The 17918-nt window shown below is 37.7% G+C and carries 22 protein-coding genes, 1 pseudogene and 1 riboswitch; of the genes and pseudogenes, 5 read left to right on the forward strand and 18 right to left on the reverse strand.

Annotated elements, in window-relative coordinates; all coding sequences use genetic code 11:
- The 4 genes from G4Z05_RS15285 to G4Z05_RS16735 all read right to left on the reverse strand — a co-directional run.
- A partial coding sequence (locus G4Z05_RS15285; protein WP_163252640.1) for a glycine betaine ABC transporter substrate-binding protein occupies positions 1–436 on the reverse strand: 436 nt, incomplete at its 3' end.
- Between the two features lie 32 nt (positions 437–468).
- The gene (gene ssuE / locus G4Z05_RS15290; RefSeq protein WP_163252641.1) at positions 469–1026 is read right to left on the reverse strand and encodes an NADPH-dependent FMN reductase; all 558 of its coding nucleotides are present in this window, start codon (positions 1024–1026) and stop codon (positions 469–471) included.
- A 95-nt stretch (positions 1027–1121) separates the two neighbouring features.
- Positions 1122–1310, reverse strand: a complete 189-nt coding sequence (locus G4Z05_RS15295; protein ID WP_163252642.1) for a Fur-regulated basic protein FbpA — start codon at positions 1308–1310, stop codon at positions 1122–1124.
- A 437-nt stretch (positions 1311–1747) separates the two neighbouring features.
- Positions 1748–1834: a putative holin-like toxin gene (locus tag G4Z05_RS16735; protein ID WP_374718355.1), complete on the reverse strand. Its 87-nt coding sequence runs from the start codon at positions 1832–1834 to the stop codon at positions 1748–1750.
- Between the two features lie 231 nt (positions 1835–2065).
- On the opposite strand from G4Z05_RS16735, the gene G4Z05_RS15300 reads away from it, so the two are divergent.
- Positions 2066–2350, forward strand: a complete 285-nt coding sequence (locus tag G4Z05_RS15300; protein ID WP_163252643.1) for a hypothetical protein — start codon at positions 2066–2068, stop codon at positions 2348–2350.
- A 94-nt stretch (positions 2351–2444) separates the two neighbouring features.
- Here the strand turns inward: G4Z05_RS15300 and queE are convergent, their stop codons facing one another.
- Genes queE through queC form a run of 3 tightly spaced genes read right to left on the reverse strand, consistent with a single transcriptional unit; the run spans position 2445 to position 4309 of the window.
- Complete coding sequence (gene queE / locus G4Z05_RS15305) at positions 2445–3170, reverse strand: 7-carboxy-7-deazaguanine synthase QueE (RefSeq protein WP_163252644.1); 726 nt, start codon at positions 3168–3170, stop codon at positions 2445–2447.
- Positions 3163–3636, reverse strand: a complete 474-nt coding sequence (gene queD, locus G4Z05_RS15310; protein ID WP_163252645.1) for a 6-carboxytetrahydropterin synthase QueD — start codon at positions 3634–3636, stop codon at positions 3163–3165. The genes queE and queD overlap by 8 nt, the downstream gene beginning before the upstream one ends.
- A 4-nt stretch (positions 3637–3640) precedes the next feature.
- Positions 3641–4309 (reverse strand): 7-cyano-7-deazaguanine synthase QueC, encoded by a 669-nt coding sequence (gene queC / locus G4Z05_RS15315; RefSeq protein ID WP_327989750.1) that lies wholly within the window; start codon positions 4307–4309, stop codon positions 3641–3643.
- A gap of 46 nt (positions 4310–4355) precedes the next feature.
- A riboswitch (PreQ1 riboswitch) is annotated at positions 4356–4398 on the reverse strand.
- Positions 4399–4599: 201 nt separating this feature from the next.
- On the opposite strand from queC, the gene G4Z05_RS15320 reads away from it, so the two are divergent.
- Complete coding sequence (locus tag G4Z05_RS15320) at positions 4600–5916, forward strand: short-chain fatty acid transporter (RefSeq protein ID WP_163252647.1); 1317 nt, start codon at positions 4600–4602, stop codon at positions 5914–5916.
- Positions 5917–5978: 62 nt separating this feature from the next.
- On the opposite strand, the gene G4Z05_RS15325 is transcribed toward G4Z05_RS15320, so the two are convergent.
- Entirely contained in the window at positions 5979–7289 is a 1311-nt protein-coding gene (locus G4Z05_RS15325; protein WP_163252655.1) for a YjiH family protein, read from the reverse strand.
- Between the two features lie 487 nt (positions 7290–7776).
- On the opposite strand from G4Z05_RS15325, the pseudogene G4Z05_RS15330 reads away from it, so the two are divergent.
- A pseudogene (locus G4Z05_RS15330) lies at positions 7777–7937 on the forward strand (helix-turn-helix transcriptional regulator); the annotation flags it as partial.
- Positions 7938–7957: 20 nt separating this feature from the next.
- Positions 7958–8146, forward strand: a complete 189-nt coding sequence (locus G4Z05_RS15335; protein ID WP_240465406.1) for a hypothetical protein — start codon at positions 7958–7960, stop codon at positions 8144–8146.
- Positions 8147–8451: 305 nt separating this feature from the next.
- Here G4Z05_RS15335 and G4Z05_RS15340 read toward each other — a convergent pair whose 3' ends face one another.
- The 10 genes from G4Z05_RS15340 to G4Z05_RS15390 form a co-directional block, all read right to left on the reverse strand.
- Positions 8452–8907 (reverse strand): GNAT family N-acetyltransferase, encoded by a 456-nt coding sequence (locus G4Z05_RS15340; RefSeq protein ID WP_163252648.1) that lies wholly within the window; start codon positions 8905–8907, stop codon positions 8452–8454.
- Between the two features lie 221 nt (positions 8908–9128).
- The gene (locus tag G4Z05_RS15345; protein ID WP_163252649.1) at positions 9129–9584 is read right to left on the reverse strand and encodes a helix-turn-helix domain-containing protein; all 456 of its coding nucleotides are present in this window, start codon (positions 9582–9584) and stop codon (positions 9129–9131) included.
- 1057 nt (positions 9585–10641) lie between these two features.
- Entirely contained in the window at positions 10642–11334 is a 693-nt protein-coding gene (locus G4Z05_RS15355; RefSeq protein WP_163252650.1) for an MBL fold metallo-hydrolase, read from the reverse strand.
- 247 nt (positions 11335–11581) lie between these two features.
- A complete protein-coding gene (locus G4Z05_RS15360; RefSeq protein ID WP_038535299.1) occupies positions 11582–12352 on the reverse strand; it encodes a sulfite exporter TauE/SafE family protein in 771 nt (256 codons plus the stop codon).
- 50 nt (positions 12353–12402) lie between these two features.
- Entirely contained in the window at positions 12403–12633 is a 231-nt protein-coding gene (locus G4Z05_RS15365) for a sulfurtransferase TusA family protein (RefSeq protein WP_163252651.1), read from the reverse strand.
- Between the two features lie 28 nt (positions 12634–12661).
- Complete coding sequence (locus G4Z05_RS15370; RefSeq protein WP_038535303.1) at positions 12662–13789, reverse strand: MBL fold metallo-hydrolase; 1128 nt, start codon at positions 13787–13789, stop codon at positions 12662–12664.
- Positions 13790–13958: 169 nt separating this feature from the next.
- The gene (locus G4Z05_RS15375; RefSeq protein WP_163252652.1) at positions 13959–14546 is read right to left on the reverse strand and encodes a sulfurtransferase TusA family protein; all 588 of its coding nucleotides are present in this window, start codon (positions 14544–14546) and stop codon (positions 13959–13961) included.
- Positions 14547–14702: 156 nt separating this feature from the next.
- A complete protein-coding gene (locus G4Z05_RS15380) occupies positions 14703–15182 on the reverse strand; it encodes a DsrE/DsrF/DrsH-like family protein (protein ID WP_038535306.1) in 480 nt (159 codons plus the stop codon).
- 220 nt (positions 15183–15402) lie between these two features.
- Complete coding sequence (locus G4Z05_RS15385; protein WP_163252653.1) at positions 15403–15666, reverse strand: metal-sensitive transcriptional regulator; 264 nt, start codon at positions 15664–15666, stop codon at positions 15403–15405.
- Between the two features lie 367 nt (positions 15667–16033).
- Positions 16034–17212: an FAD-dependent oxidoreductase gene (locus tag G4Z05_RS15390; protein ID WP_338036769.1), complete on the reverse strand. Its 1179-nt coding sequence runs from the start codon at positions 17210–17212 to the stop codon at positions 16034–16036.
- 135 nt (positions 17213–17347) lie between these two features.
- Between G4Z05_RS15390 and G4Z05_RS15395 the strand changes: the two genes are divergently transcribed.
- Positions 17348–17918 (forward strand): transposase (locus tag G4Z05_RS15395; protein WP_163252656.1); only part of this gene is annotated, 571 nt, incomplete at its 3' end.

Genomic DNA, 17918 nt, shown 5'->3' on the forward strand with positions numbered 1-17918 from the left:
CTTTTTTCCCCTTTAAATCTTTTATACTTTTAATCTTGGAATCTTTTGGAACAAGAATAGCTTCACCCTTCGGATTAGCTGGCTCATTGGCAAAATAAACGAGTGGTGCATCGGCAGCTTGGGCGAAAATGGGTGGTGCTTCACCGGTATGTCCAAAATCCAAGCTGCCAACATTGAGTGCTTCCAATAACTGTGGACCTCCTGGAAATTCGGTCCATTTCACCTTATACCCAAGTGGTTTTAGCTTCTTTTCCAATACTTCCTTTGCTTTTAGAAAATTTAAGGAGCCAAACTTTTGATAACCAATGTGAATCGTCTTATCTCCATCCTTTTCGTCCGTCTTCTTTCCTGATGCACTATGAGTGGTGCAACCACCAAGGATGAAGAGTAGGAAACTTAATAAAATCATCATCGATATTTTTGATTTGGCTTTCATGGTATTCCCTCCTATACAACTTTTTAGTATGATTAATTTCCTCCTAATACAGAAACGACTTTTGCCTCTAAGGCTGACTGTAATTCGTTTATGGCCCATTCCAATCGTTCCTTCATCTGCTCGTCCATGAAAGTAATTTCGTCCTCTGAATAGCTGACCTGTGAGTCGACAAGATATACCCCTTGAAAGATTTCCCGTGCTCCCAAGATAGAAAATAAAGGCTTAAACGCATATTCTAGTGACAATAGATGGGAAATTGTTCCACCTGAGGTGATGGGTAGCACTTTTTTGCCAACAAGACCTTTCTCAGGGATCAAATCAAAAAAGCTCTTTAGCATCCCAGGATAACTGGCCTTATATATCGGACTCACCACCACAAGAGCGTCCGACTCTTCCACTAATTTTTGGGCTTTTTTAATTTCAGGATGGTTAAATTGGGCATGGACCAATGCTTCCGCTGGCAGTTCACGTAAAACAAGCTTCTCTACCTGATTTCCACCTTCTTTCAGGATGTTCCGAATGTAAGTGGAAATGGCTTCGGTTCGTGAAACTTTCGAAGGGCTCCCTGAAATGATTAAAATTTTAGACATCATTCTTCTCTCCTTTATGTAAAAATAAAAAGGTCCTTAACTATCTATTCCAAATAGTTAAGGACCTTCAGTGGTCTGATCGGTCATTTTCATTATTATTTAATGGAACCAACATTTTGATGGGGATGACATGTCTGTTTAAATCGCCTATATTCATGCTCTAATTCGGTTAGTGATAATTCAAATAGATGTTTATCCACCTTCTTATAAACATTATGTGCAATCAATAAGTCGATTAATTTTTGCCGTTTTTGTTCTACGGCTTTTCTTAGGATGTTCCCCATTTGATTCCCTCCTCCGATTCATCTAAATGCAAGGAGGCCCTGTAATGCATAATCTGATGATTATCTCATTACAAGGCCTTCAGTAGTCTGATCGAACCTCAATTATTCCGATTGGTTAACTGTGAATTAAATGTATCAGCATTTTCCAATATTGTCAACTATTTTTTGTATAAAAGATGATTTTCCTTTTTTCGACTAACAAATAGTTGGTGATGTTATGTTCCAATTTGATTCAAATTTTCTTGATTACCGCTTGATTTGTGTAAAGTTTCTAGTTTCTTTTTTCCGCGAATGCGTTATAATAATAGTAAATAATACAAAAAGTAAAAAAAGACCGAACATGCTGGCACATGTCCGGTCAGCAATAGAAGGTTCCCTCAAAGGGAATCGGCCTTAGGCGAAAATAATCCACCCGGAGCCGCTAACTCAAGGGTGGATTATTTATTATGGTTATGAAATGACAGTACCGTTATGATTAAACTAGCAAATGAAATTGCCAGCATTAATGATTCGAAAACTGTCACACAGCATCACCCCCTTTCTAATGGGGAGTGTGCCGACCACCCTTGAGAAATCCCTTACTATTGCATTTTTAGTATACCATGTCCACCAGAAAATAGGAACAGATGTTTTGATATTTCATGTAAAAATTTAACTAAAGCACCATAAAATGAGCAACAATTTAAAATACATATAGCAATTGTAGCCTAATAGGCATAGGATATAAAAGCTCATAGGTGGAGGTGTGACATGTAATGAATATTCATCCAAACAACGTAAGACCACATCAACAAGGTGGAGGCCATGGTTGGGGACATGGAGGCAGTCATGGTCAATGGGGGCACGGAGGACACGGAGGACATGGGTTTCATCCTCACGGCGGGTTCTTTCCAGGATTTACGGCTGGGGCACTAACTGGATTGGCATTAGGCGCAGCAGCCACACCTGGCCCGTATCCAGCACCCTACCCATACCCATATCCTTATCCCTATTATGGCTATCCATACCCAACGGGATATCCGTACCCCTATCCGTACTAAACATCCATGGCTAACCAATATAAAAAGCGTCTCGGAATAGGATCCGAGACGCCTCCCTCATGAATGGGGCAAGCTGAGTGACTTTTTTTATCAACTACACTCCTCGTTTATTTCCCCATAATAATGTATGCATTTGCGGTAATACTTTCACGTTATTTAATGTTGGATCTTGGATGACTTTTTCTATTAGTCTTTCATATTTATCCAGCAAATGAAGAAGTAATTCTTTATGATCCATCGTGGTTAGATCATCATTACCCACTTGTAAGAAGAACGGGATGTCTGGATAACGTGAATGCACTTTTTGGGCATATCGATAATCTTCCTCATCAAAGACAACAACCTTTAAACTAAATTTTGATTGTTCATTTTGTTTTAATTTCGTAATGATTACATCTAATATTTCAAAATTGGTTTCCATTTTGGAGCTCGGTGGTTTTGGAGAGATGGTTAGTTCATCAATTTCATAAAACCAATCCTGCCACTTACTCCCTTGCGTTTCCAAACCTGTTTTAATTTGCTTTTCTTTAAGTAGTTGAATCAATTCACTTAAATTCGTTAAAAGCGCTGGATTCCCACCAGAAATCGTGACAAAGGAGAAATTGTTCCCACCAATTCTCTCTAGTTCTTGCCAAATCTCCATAGGTTCCATCATTCGAATATCCTTTTTCCCAGAACCATCCCAAGTAAAAGAAGAATCGCACCAGCTACAGGAATAATCACAGCCTGCTGTTCTCACAAACATCGTTTTTTGACCGATGACCATCCCTTCTCCCTGAATGGTGGGGCCGAAAATCTCCATGACAGGGATTTTACTCATCTTCCATCCACTCCCGTCTCGCTTCGGCATAGCTAGTTGGTGTTTCATATAAGCGGACAAATTCCACTCTTGCCCCTCTTAATGGATCCTGTGTCTTTATAGCCTCCGCCATTTTTTCATACATCCAAACTACCATATTTTCGGCCGTCGTATTCATTGGAGGCAAAGTTTCATTTAAATAGCGGTGGTCGAGATAGATTTCAATTTCTTTTTTCCAAATCTCTTTAATATCTCCAAAATCCATCATCAATCCACGATCATCCACATACCCACTTATACCAAAAATAACTTTGTACGTATGACCGTGAAGATTTTTACATTTTCCCTCATAACAGTGTAGATGATGGGCGGCATCAAAAGTAAATTCTTTACTTACTAACACTCTTTTTGAATGGTATTTTAATTGATTACGCTGAATATCTTCATCAATTTTTTGGAGTTTATCTACGATGCGAAATCCATACATAGGCTTATAACTCCTTTCTCGTGCTTAAATATTGGTCCAATCCCCGATTACGCAATAGACATGCCGGGCATTCCCCACACCCATCAGCCATGATTCCGTTATAACAAGTTAATGTTTTTTCCCGGACAAATTCCAAGGCATTTAATTGATCCGCTAATTCCCAAGTTTCTGCTTTATTCAACCACATTAATGGTGTATGGATGACAAATTGCTGGTCCATAGATAAGTTTAATGTGACATTTAATGATTTAATAAAAACATCCCGACAATCTGGATATCCGCTAAAGTCTGTTTCACATACACCAGTGACAATATGCTTCGCCCCAATCTGACTAGCAAATATGCCTGCGAATGAGATAAATATGAGGTTTCTTCCCGGTACAAAGGTCGAAGGAAGTGCTCCATTCTCCCCTTCCTTCACCTCAATATCGTTTCGAGTTAAGGCATTTGGTGCCAGTTGGTTTAATAAAGACATATCTAAAATATGATGTTGAATTCCAAGTTCTTTCGCGATGTTCTGAGCACATTCAATTTCAAGCTTATGCCTTTGGTTATAGTTAAACGTAACAGCGATGACTTCTTCAAAACGTTCCATTGCCCAGAACAGACAGGTTGTACTATCCTGTCCTCCACTAAAAACAACAACTGCTTTCTCTTTCTTTATCATGAAAATCTCTCCTTTTAACAGAAAAACAGGACTACTAAAGAAAGCAGTCCTGTTTTCCTTAGTTTTTTATAGAGGGTAGCTAGAACCTCTCCCGCATCATGCGGATTTTATTTACTTGACTATATGATTATATACTATTTTAGTATTTTTTCAATCTATCATCCCCAAGACTTTGGTACGAAATAGGGACAAGGCCCCTCCTCCTACTAAAACGAGGGAAATCCTTCTATGAACAAATTGGGTTATAACACTATCTCTTTTGTCATACGTTGAGTAGTAAAAAGGGGGGAGATAATATGTTAAACAGAGTATCTGAACGCTTTTCTAAGGTGGTCCAACGATTTTTGCCAGATGCGTTCGTCATTGCTGTGTTGATGACCTTGTTTGTATTTGTGTTGGCCATTATTGTGACTCCTACGGATCCATTAGAATTATTTCAGTCGTATGGGGATGGATTTTGGACCTATTTAGCTTTTACGATGCAAATGGTGCTCTTGCTCATGACAGGGATGGTCCTTGCCTCGGTTCCATTTATCCGTAAAGGTTTAGAGGCCCTTTCAGCAAAGGCCAATACCGCAAACAAAGCCTATCTTTATACCTTTCTCATTACATCCGCCGCTTATTATATTAACTGGGGGTTGGCTGTCATTGTTGGTGCGATTGTCGCACGTGAGGTTGGGAAACGAAATCAAAATGCCCATTTCCCATTATTGGTAGCCTGTGCCTATGCGCCAACTGCCCTCTACACAGCTGGATTATCCAGCTCTATCGGTTTAACCGTTGCAACAAAAGACCATTTTCTTGCTGATGTCATGGGCGTTATACCTACTTCAGATACGATTTTTCATCCAGGTACCATTCTCATCCTTATCACTCTCGTCATCACCATGCCGATTTTCATTCTATTCATGGCGCCCAAGAAAAATATCATTCCTTATACACCAAAAGAAAAAGAGCAACAACCGATTAAAACGGAAAAAGAAGAAGAAAAAACTTTTGCCACTTCGTTAGAAAACACCCCTATCCTTGGAATCTTAATTGGATTGGTGGGTCTCATTTATACGATTTTACAGTTGGGAAAAGGAACGGACCTTAATTTAAATCTCATTAATATTTTGTTTTTATCATTAGGTCTAATGTTTCACCGTTCACTGAATCAGTACGGTAAAGCCTTTCAGGAAGCAGCAGGTTCTATTTCACCGATTATTCTTCAATTTCCATTCTATGCTGGAATCATTGCACTACTGGGAAGCTCAGGGCTTGCCGATATCATTATTAAAGGAATGATCTCCATTTCAAGTACGGAGTCATTTGGGGTTATTACTTATTGGACAGCCGGACTTGTCAACCTGCTCGCCCCATCTGGTGGGGGCCAATGGGCACTACAAGGGCCTCTCTCCGTCCCCGCTGGAATGGAGCTAGGAGTCGATCCTGGTGTGATTGCCATGGTCGTAGGCTGGGGAGATGCTTGGACGAATCTCATCCAACCATTCTGGGCATTACCCATCTTAAGTATTGTCGGCCTCCATATACGTCACATCATGGGATATTGTATCTTGCTCGCCATTTGGATCGGAATCGTCAGTTCCATTTTGATTTATTTTGTCTATTAGTTTACATCCACTCATGAAAAAACCTCGCCACTTGGACAAGGTTTTTTAAGTGCTTTTTCCTGTTATAAAAGTAAATAAGCAATTGGTGCGGTAAGAAGGATGGTTAATATCACCCGTTCGAACCAGATGATAATCAGTTTGCCGACAGTGAGCGGAATTTCTGTAGAAAGAATACATGGAACTACTGCCGAGAAGAAGATGATGGATGATACAGACACGACAGCGATGACAAACTTCGTCACAAGGGCGGCTTTTGTCACTAAAAGTGCAGGTAAGAACATCTCGGCTATACTGAGAGCACTTGCCTTAGAAGTAAGCATCGCATCTGGCAGTTGAACGAGTTTTACAAACGGGTAGAAAATATAACCGAGCCAATCAAATACCGGCGTATATTCCGCTAAGACAAGACCCAATAAGCCTACCGACATAATCGAAGGCAAAATTCCCATCGTCATAACGAACCCGTCTTTTAAGTTTTCCCAAATATTTTTCCAGAGACTTAAAGAATGATTGGCTGTCTTCATGGCCTCTTTCCATGCTGTTTTGACTCGATCTTTTTTTATAATGACCTCTTCATCGCCCTCCATATCTTGATAATATGCATCGCTCATTTTGGACAATGGCCATATCCGAACCGTAATCGCCGTTACCAAAAATGTGACGACAAAGGTGACCCAGAAATAGGTGTTCCAAATTTCCATTAAGTTCAGGGTTTTAGCTACGACAATCATAAAGGTGGCCGAAACAGTGGAGAAGCCAGTGGCAATAATGGCAGCTTCCTTGATCGTATATTTTCCTTCCTTAAACACCCGGTTGGTAATTAATAAGCCAATGGAGTAACTTCCAACAAAGGAGGCCACCGCATCAATAGCCGAACGTCCAGGTGTCTTCCATACCGGCCTCATGACCGGTTGCATGAAAATTCCGACAAATTCTAATAGACCATACCCTACCAATAAGGCAAGAAACACGGAACCGATAGGAACGAGCAAGCCTACGGACACGACCAGTTTGTTAAACAAAAACGGTGCCATATCAGGATCAAAAAACCATTTCGGTCCAATATTGAAGACAAGCATGGCCCCTGCCACTAAACCAATTACTTTTAAAATCGAAAAAATGAGTGAAACGGTATCTTTTTTCCATGTCCCCTTTACAAATGGGTAAATGGCTCCTAATAAGATCACAAGGAGAGCGTAATAAGGCAAGACACCTGGTACTGACGTTTGAATATAGGAAACAATATGGTCAAGCATGATGGAAGATTTGCCATTCAACGTGACCGGAATAAAAAAGACAAAAATACCAATCGCGCTATAGACAAAAAACTTTGCCATATTCCCCAAGTTATTTGCACGTAACTCCGGCTTCATCTTTTTTTCTTGTTCCACTGGAAAATTTGTCATACACCTTCCCCCTTTAATACATGGAATTTTAAAAAATAAAAGCGCTTACATGTTCATGTAAAAGATCCCCAGCTAAAGACTGCCTACCCTGGTCTTTCCACCACTTCCAGATCAAGACGGTGAAACCAAACCCGGTGTGCTGCTACGGTTTAAATCTTCCTAGGCATGAAGTTGTACCTAGATCTCCTCACACCAAAATACCTATTAATAAATGTATTATAAAATTTAAATATTCAGAAAAATACTACAAAAACTTCGGAAAAAAGATAAAAATTTTAGGTGTAAACAAAAGATTTTTGGGAAACCCGGTGTACTTATAGTAATAATTTTATGAAATATTCACTTTTTTCAGGGGATTTTCTGTGGCATACAGTCTGTATCCACAGACCATAATGGTGATGTTCATTTTATTCCCCTTTTTTATTGGAATACAAAATATTGTCTGCCTTAAAACGCACAAGAAGAACTTGCAAATAAATGTGGTGTAACAAGACAAACCATTAATGCCATTGAAAATAATAAATAGACCCAACATTACTTTTAGCGTTCAAGTTATCTATACATCTAAATACACCAATTGAAGAATTATTTATTTACGAGGGGGAGAATCAATGAAACTATGAAAAGCCGATGAAATGGAAAAGTATCAAAGCGACCAATCAGCAAAATATGGATTTATTTTTTATACCATTGCATTACTGATTTGGTCCTTATACAGTTTTTTCACCAGTGGTGACGCTGGATGGCAAATGACTATTTTACTAATAGGTTGTGCTGTTTATTTTTGGTCAAGGGTGATTTACAATCGAAAAAGGAATCAATAACGAAAATGACCTTCTTAGCTTGAGAAGGTCATTATAAATACTGAATCAACCATATAATGGATCAGAGCGAACATTCTTTGGAAGTTTTTCTCTCACCTTTCCTTCTATATAGTACAAAAAAAGGAGAATGGCGATAAACCTTATTCAGCCGTAATGATTACCATAACACGAACTGCTAAATATAACTGATTACATATGCAACGGAAAATGCTACTAAGAATACCAAATAGAACAATAATTCTTACTAACTCACAAGCCACCTTCGATAACCCGCCATCAAATTTCCTTATTATTAATAGGGTTTTTCACCAATTCAATTGCTTTTCAAAAAAGGTTAAGGAGAGATTTCCATTAACTATGACTTCCTTTATCACTTGAAACCCATTCTTTTTATAAAAACGGACGGCTGGGACATTTTTGGAAGCGGTGGCCACGATCATTCGATTCATCTTAAAATTGGCTTCTATGAAATCTAATAGTGCTTGAGCAATCCCTTTCCGAAAATGATCCGGGTGGACGATTAATCGATGTATATCTACTTCCTCATTGTTGGCTTTAAAAGAAATGACTCCACAAAGTTGTTCATCTGAGTAATAGCCAAAGAAAGTCTCTCCACATGTTTGCAAAGTTTCCACTGTGTCTTTTAATGGCGGGATCTCAAAAGAAACAATCATCTCAGCCTCTACTTGATAGGCAGGGATTTGAATGTTTAAAACCTTCTCCGCGGTTTCCTTCACACGAAGGTCCAACTTTCGAATCATGTTTTACTTCCCCCTATTTTTTTATTTATAAATATCCCAACTAAAAAAATGATTGCATTGTCTCACCTAAACACGAGCATGCTCAATCATTTCCAGGGCAACAAAGGATAATTTTCATAAATCCTTTTCATATTTAAAAATAGAAAAGGAAGTGGTATACACTTACCACCTCCCTTACCTGGCATCACTTATCTAGATAAAAATTCCGACGGTTTTTATTGTCAATCTTTATATTTATTTTTCAAACTGTCTGAGCCAATGCCACCAACAACCATTAATACGAATGGTAAAAAGTTTACGACAAATTTTGGCAAGCCTTCTAATATCGTTATTTTTGTACCAACAAAATAATTGAAGCCGAGAATGGATAGTTTGATGATTAATAAAAATACGCCTAACATGAATACCGTATCAAAAAATGTTTTCCATTTTGGATAGGCCAATTGCTTACTATCATTAATCACTTTTTCCGTCAATTCTTTGTCACTCCTCAACAATTCATCTATCGTAATACCGAATAAATCACTCAACTCAATGATGATTTCGATACTTGGATAATTCTTACCCGTTTCCCATTTCGAAACAGACTGACGACTCACATGAAGTTTGTCTGCAAGGTCGGCTTGTGACCATCCCCTTTTTTCTCTTTCTCTTTTTAATCGTTCACTAAAAATCATTGTTCAACCTCACCTTTCTTCCTTTCCATTATCGAGGAAAATAGTGGTTAAAGTAAAGCTCTTAATAGGTGCATCTAGGGGCAACCTCCTGTTGCACCTTCATTTTTCAGGAAAATCCAAGTAGCAACTTCATGTTTACAATGGTTATAATTTGTATGTAAGATTGGATGGAGCCGTATCAGGTTGTGGCAACCAATTATCTGGAACTACCTCTACTGATTCCATTTCCTTCAATAGAATAAAAAATGGCGACCAAGGGCAAGTGCGGCCATGTGTTTGTCAAAAATCCATTTCAATATGATTCAATATCTCTTGAAAGGTAAAAACAGCCACTTCCAAAAAGAAGTAGCTTAGCAGGATCCCTATTACACATTATTTTTCATCAAAATTTGGTTGTTAATATGATGTTCCATATGTTTAAGATAATCTTTAATTAACCACTCTACTGTTTTCAATTGATTGTTACCTATATCACAAAGATTCGATAACTTTTCTTTCGGAATATTAGAAATAATATTGATGATTTGTTTATTTAATGTGATAAAAAGGCTACATATCTCATCGAGTGGTCTTTCTTGATAATTTTGAAGTTTGACCCATTGATCTTGGTTATAAGATTGGATGACCAATGGTTGTTCTTCATATTGAATGTTTATAAACCGATGAATATTATTTATGGCGAAGTCACATAGATATCCTAAAATCTCTTTTTTTGACCATTTATTTGGTAATGGCCGCTTGGATATTTCTGTTTCTGACTGGAGTTAATTCTTGCGGTAATATTTGTATCCAGTGGTTTATCCCATTCATTATTTCCTCCACACACTTCACCCCTTAAATAGGTATCTAAAAAACAAAATTCGACTAAAGATAGGAATATCCCTTCTTAAACGAACCATCCCTTTCATTGAAGAAGAAAATAATTCCCTTTTGAATCATTTGGTACAACCTTACGAAACAGTCAAAAGAAAAGATCATCCCCGAAATGCTCCTACAATACCTTATGGGATGATCCTCCTTAAATATCACATGTATGAATCGAATCGTTCAAATTTTGTTAGGAACTAGAAACGTATTTCCCTCCATGGTAACAATAGTAATTTTTCGCTTGAAGATCTTTAAGCTTAGCCAAAGATTTTTCCGCTTTTTCAAGATTTAAACAAAACTGTGGATTGGCTACCACTAATTCAGCCTTCTCCTTCACAGCCGCATCACCGGTAATGACACTATTTAAGCTAGGAATATAGAGTGAAATATGGCCGGAAGTATGACCTGGTGTGGCGATGACTCTACATTGGTCATCTAAAATCAAATCCCCATCACGGACCGTTTGATCTACGGGAACATGTTTTAAACTCTTTAATTGTTGGATAAAACATTTTCCAAAGTCGATTTCTTCCGCTGACATGTTTTCTAACAACGCTTCGGCTTGCGCTAATCTCTCTGATTTGACTTCCCCACTGATGTATTTCGATTCTTTTTCGCTAGCTATAATCTTTACCCATGGATACTCTTTCTTAAAATCATATAAAGAACCGATATGATCGTTATCATAATGTGTGATAATAATATTTTTTAGTTGCTCCATTTGATAGCCATATTTGAGAATTTCATTGGTAATCAGCGGCAAAAAATTTTTATGCCCAGTATCTACTAAGGTAAGCTCATTATTCATGATGATTAAGGTCGGGTAAATCGTATCTTTTTGGCCATTAAATTCATAATGAATAGGAAGTTCGATAATTTTCATTCTCCGTCCTCCATCTTACTCTAATTTTTCCTAATAGAGATTTACTTCCATTGTAAAAATATATATCATAAAACTCAAAATATCATACACTTCATTTAAATAGATCATTACATAAAAAGATGATAAATCCATGATGGAAAGTTTATAAAAAAAATGAAAAGAGACTCCCTGAGTTTTAACCATGAATAAATGGAGAGGAGTTTTCTAATAACGATTTCTCTTCCCTTTCTTATCTACATTGAATCTACTACAAAATATCCATCCAAATCTTTACGGCAGTTGCTAGGATCATGAATGCCAAAATGATTCGAAGAATTTTCGTCTTTATCTTTTTCCCAGTCACGGCCCCTAATGGAGATGCAATAAGACTTGCTACAATCATAATGATGGCGGGACCATAATCGACTTGGCCTGTTGTCATTTTACCAACTGTAGCTCCGATGGAAGAAATAAAAGTAATGGCCATAGAAGAGGCAATGGTCATCCTTGTTGGTATTTTTAGGACAACCAACATAATAGGTACTAATAAAAAGGCACCTGCCGCCCCAACGATTCCTGACCCAATCCCAACTATCAAAGAGAGGATGGCTGCAAGCCATTTATTAAACTTCACTTGATCAAATGGAATGTCATCCAAACCTTTTTTAGGAATAAACATCATGACCGCTGCAGTTAATGCAAGTATTCCATATACCAAATTGATGCCTGCTTCAGACATTAGCTTTGAGCCATATCCGCCAATAAAACTTCCTATTAAAATATTAATCCCCATATTTGTAATTAAGGATTTATTTAAATATCCACCTTTCCGAAAAGCCCATACCCCTCCGATCGTTGCAAAAAATACCTGTATCGCACTTATGCCTGAAACCTCGTGAGCACTAAAGGTAGCAAAACCAAATAATGGCGGTATATAAAGAAGCATAGGGTATTTAATGATGGATCCACCGATTCCTAACATCCCAGAAATAAAGGAACCAATAAAACCGATGAAAAAAATGATAATCATAAATTCCATATTCCTTCCCTCCTAAAAAAGGGAACCCAAGCAGGTTCCCCATGATAAGATTAGTTCCCTTTCTTCATCCAGAACTTTAGGACTTCTCCATCTTCTTCATATTTCAACATCTCATGTCCACTTACTTTTGCCCAAGCAGTAAGGTCTTTTTTTGCTCCTTTGTCTGTTGCATGAATTTCTAAAACATCACCTAGATGTAACTCATTCATTGCTTTTTTTGTTTTTACAATGGGCATGGGACAAGCTAATCCTTTGACATTTAAAATTTTTGTAGATTCCATAGGTTATAGACTCCTTATTATTTAGATTTTAACGAACCGCACAACGGTTTGGTCCAATTTCCATTTCGCGTTGTTTCTCTAGATCAGGGTTCATTTTCCCCATGTTTGTTTTTCGAATTTCTTGGTATGCATTTGGTTGAGGCGGTAAGTTTTCTGTTACCAATTTTCTAAATTCATTTTCATCTTCTATATTCAATCCATGATTGTTCACAAACAGAGTGCCTAATTTTTCCGATACACTTCCATCTTCCTTTAATTCATCCATGATCATGAAGTGAGCTGGTAAAACCACAAGATCAGCGGAAAGTTCTCTATATCGGGAATAAAGGCTTTCTCGTAAATCTGTGACCCAGTCTTCGGCCTTTCCTGCTAAATCCGGTCTTCCAATTGAATTAATAAATAGGATGTCTCCTGAAAGAAGGAACTTCCCATCAACGACCAAGGAAGTAGATCCGATAGTGTGCCCAGGGCTATATAGTGCATGAATATCGATTGCGGTATTTCCAATTGTCACTACGTTTCCACCTTCTAATGGCATGTATTCGAAAGTTACCTCCATTGCATCCTTTGGTGGCAACCAGTATGTTGCACCTGTTTCTTTCGCCATCGTTCTACCCCCAGAAATATGGTCAGCATGTAGATGGGTATCGAAAACATGTGTAATCTTTGCTCCCTTTTCTTTCGCGAAGTCCAAAAAAATATCCGTCATACGAGTAGCATCTATAATGGCCGCTTCCCCGTTAGAAATTACCATATAGGATAGACAACCTTTTCCAATACGGACAAATTGATAAATTTCTCCACCATCCGTTAATTCCCCTACCTTTACTGGTTCGAGGTGTTCACTCCATGCTTTCATTCCACCTTTTAAATAAGAGACATTCAACCCTTTTTCTGAGAGCATCTCTGCCACCATCACTGAAGACCCTTCTTTAGCACAGACCACCAGAATCTCCTTATCAGATGGAAGCTTTTCTAAAATCCTATCCACTCCATCCAATAATTCAAAATAAGGGATATTTAAATAGTCAAAGTTTTTCCCTTCAATTTTCCAATCTAGAAAATCACTTTCGTTTCGTACATCGAGAATAAATAATTCTTCTTTATGAAAAACCTTTCTTGTTACTTCTTTTGCAGTCATTGCTTTTACCGTCATTCACATTACCCCCTATGGTATATTGGTAAATAAAAAAAAATAAATATTATTTTTAGAATGTTAGTGTAATATTACATTTTTAAGGAAATGTTTTGAGCTATGAAAAAGGTATTTAGCCTCACACATGATGGACAAAGTGTAGTTGTATGAATTGCCACTTTGTTCATCTTTATTTCCTCCCCTCCTTATTTAAAGAATCGGTTTTTCCAGTCCAAGCACTCATACCAGGAACGACGTTTATCACATCAACAAAACCTTTTTCAGCTAATTTTTGAGCAGCCAGATCACTGCGGTTTCCTGTACGACAGACCACATAGATTTTATCTTCTTTATTTAGTTCGCTTAAACGCGCTTCCAATTCCCCTAATGGTATGGAAATGGCATTAGGTATATGGCAAAATGCATATTCAGCTTCTTCTCTTACATCAAGAACGACAATCTTTTCATTCATTTCTAACTTCGTTTCTAATTCTTCATTACTTGCTACACGGGGATGTTTTCTTTCAATGAAGCCTTCATTAGATGATTTTCTAAGATAATGTTTGAATACCTCTCCTTCATCAATGGTCCCAAGATACTGATGACCAGCACTGTTTGCCCAAGCTTGAAGATCAGCTTTCGATCCTTTATCGGTTGCTTGAACTTCTATGACTTGCCCCGCTTGTAATTCATTCATGACCTTTTTCGTTTTTACGATTGGCATTGGGCAAGATAACCCTTTGGCATCTAAAACAAAATCCGTTTTTAATAATTTCATGTTTACCCTCCTACAGTTACCCCTATGGGTATATAGTTTATTAAAAAAATATATTTTGTTTTACCTTGTCACGCAAGCAATCCTCATTTTCATAGAAAAATAGGATCATCGTCATGAAGAGATCATTTACTATTCCATTCCCCTCCCTCCTTTCAGTTATATAAATAAGTTTATATTCCCATCTTCTGCATCAGCTAAATAAGCAGCAACACCCGCATATTCAACATGATCCAACAATTCTTCTTTTTGAAGTCCCAATAAATCCATCGTCATTGTACATGCAACAAGGTTTATACCTTGATCTTTCGCCATTTCAATCAACTCTGGTAGTGATAGGACATTGTGTTTTTTCATGACATTTCTTATCATTTTAGGACCAAAACCGGCAAAATTCATTTTAGAAAGGCCCATTTTATTCACGCCTCTTGGCATTAATTTTCCAAACATTTTTTCTAACAATCCTTTTTTCACATGAATATTCTCATCTTTTCGCAAAGCATTTAATCCCCAAAATGTATGGAAAATGGTTACTTCATGATCATAAGCTGCAGCACCATTTGCGATGATATAAGCTGCCATCACTTTATCATAATCACCACTAAATAAGATAATGGTTGTTTTTTTCTTTTTTGTCATGGTTACTCCTCCTTTATTACACATACCCCTATGGGTATTTATAAAAATAAAAAAATACTATTTATTTCCTCTAAAACTTTAACACTCATTTCACCTAATCCTAAAATCCATTCTTTTTAGATTGACCTAGAATAGCATTGTCTCCATTCCCACCTCTACTTTCTACCATTACCCCTATGGGTATATAATAAAGAAAATAAAAGAGGGTGTCAACCCTTTTTTATCGACTTCTTACCAATAAATCAACAGCTTCTTTCACCAACTCTTCTGCACTTCTTCCATTCATTTCTTCAGCTTTTCGGACACATTCCACTAAATTGGAACTTACAATGACTCCAATGGTTCGATCGATGGCGGTTCTAGCAGCAGATAACTGCGTAATAACCTCTTTACAATCCTTATTTTCTTCCATTAAGCGTAAAATACCTCTCAACTGACCTTCAATTCGCTTTACTCTATTTTTCATCTGATCATTGTATTCCATTTATGTTTCCTCCATTATTCATCTGTTAATTGAACTTTTTCGTTGCCTTTTGCTGAATCTTGTGTTAGATAAACAAAAATACGAAAAACTTTTCTAAAGAACGTTTTATAACTTATCAATTCTCACAATCAGAAAAGGTAAAAGCTAACAAATAAAGTTGATAACCTTATTATATACCCCTATAGGTATGATGTCAAAATTCTTTTCTTCCTTTCCAGTTAATAAATAAGGCCCAAATGAAACAGGATTTCTATCTGATTTTAATATTAAAAACTCAAATTAGGGCCCTGTCAGTATAAGGGTTACTGACTAGGGCTGCTCTTTTTCTATTTCCCTATCAACTAGATAAAAAATCTTAACTAACTTTTTATAAATCCCAATGAATTTCATAGCCGTGAATCCAGTCTTGACCTTTGCCTGCAAAAAGCGGAAGAGCGATGGATAAAAATTTGTCTCTAAACCAACAGGCGACAGGGCTTAGTTCCTTTTTTCCGCTTCCATTTCTTCTGGCAGTTTTAATCATTTTTTCCGCCCGTTTCTTTCTGTGAGCTTCAAAAAGTTGAAAGATACGTTCGATGGGCAAGTTGGAATCTTTCATCAGTTTGGCTAAGTACATGCTGTCTTCAAGGGCAACCGAAGCTCCTTGTCCTGCATGGGGACTTATCGCATGGGCAGCATCTCCAATAAGGACAACTCTATTTCTAGACCAATTCGGAAGGCGAACCATTTCATAAATATTACTTTTAAAAATGGATCGAGATTGCTGAATAATCGTTTCAATCGGAGGATGCCAATTTTGATGAAGATTCAATAGCTCTTTTCGAATCTCTCCGGTTCCAATTTGCCGAAGTTGTTCTCTAGATAATTCCCTACTTTCTGGGGTATTACTCCACCACATGACTTCCTCTCCATCGCCTTTATTACATAACGTATATCCGAAGAATCCCCTTTTTCCAAATGTTAAAAAAGTAGGGTATTCATTTTGTAAACGTAATTCACCAATGGAGGACGCTGGGGCAAATCCACCAACATTTTGGAGACCCGTATAAACCGGCTTCGGACCGTTTTCAGTCACATATACCCTTGTTTTAGAATGAACCCCATCGGCGCCAATTAAAAATGTTCCACTCACTTCCGTTCCGTCCTCAAAAATCGCGGTCACACTTTCATCGTTTTCTATGATACTTGTTAATCGTTTTTTGTAATGGATGGTTATTCCGTTTTTCTTCACTGCATCAACAAGAATCTCATGGAAGGTACTTCTAGCAATATTCACGGATGGCAAGCCAAATTTTTCACGTCCCATTTGTGGAACGCGAGCAAGGACCTTCCCTTTATCATTTTGGAACTGCATGACTGGGCACTCCACCCCATTTTTCAAAATCACATCAGCAAGGCCAAGTTCAGCCATGACTTTCATTCCATTGGGAGCAATTTGAAAACCGCCTCCAATATCTTTCCTCTTTTCATATGCTTCATATATTTCCACTTCAAAATTGAGTCGTTTTAAAAACAATCCAACAGAGGTACCTGCAATCCTGTTTATGGCAAACTAAAAATGTACAGTTTGGCAATTAATTTATGTAGCCCTTTTCGGGCATAAAAAAACCACTTGCCAACATTCCTACATTCAAATACACTTCCTGTTATTGGGCAAAAATGACAGGAGGCGATGAAGGAGATGTTAGCAGTGGCAGAAATTAATTATATCAGACATGAAGCAAATAAAAAAGGGCGTTCGTATAGCTCTATTGCCAAACAAATGAGTCGAGACCGTAGAACGGTTCGGAAATATGCAGAGATGGAGGATTTTAGTCCTTCAGAAGTACCAAAGCAAAAACGAAAAGCAAAAGTCATGGATCCTGTGAAACCGATTCTAGATCAATGGCTTCAAGAAGACTTGAAGAAGAAAAAGAAGTTTCAACGAACTGCTCAACGGATGTATACGCAACTTGTCGAAGAATATGGGTTTGAAGGTTCCGCACGATCCGTTCGGCATTATGTATCCCAACGTAAAAAACATCTTTCCGAAGAGACAGAAACAGCTGCATTGCCATTAGAGTCGAAGCCAGGAACAGCTCAAGTGGACTTTGGGGAGGCACCATTTAAATATCGTGGAGAAGTAGTGACATGGCCATATTTGGTTTTATCGTTTCCCTATAGTAATACCTTTTACGTTCAGGTGTTTCCATCTGAAAATCGGGATTGCTTTTTAGAAGGATTGAAACGAATCTTTCATCACATAGGTGGAG

Source organism: Neobacillus thermocopriae (genome assembly GCF_010975035.1).
Taxonomy (GTDB): Bacteria; Bacillota; Bacilli; order Bacillales; family Cytobacillaceae; genus Neobacillus; species Neobacillus thermocopriae.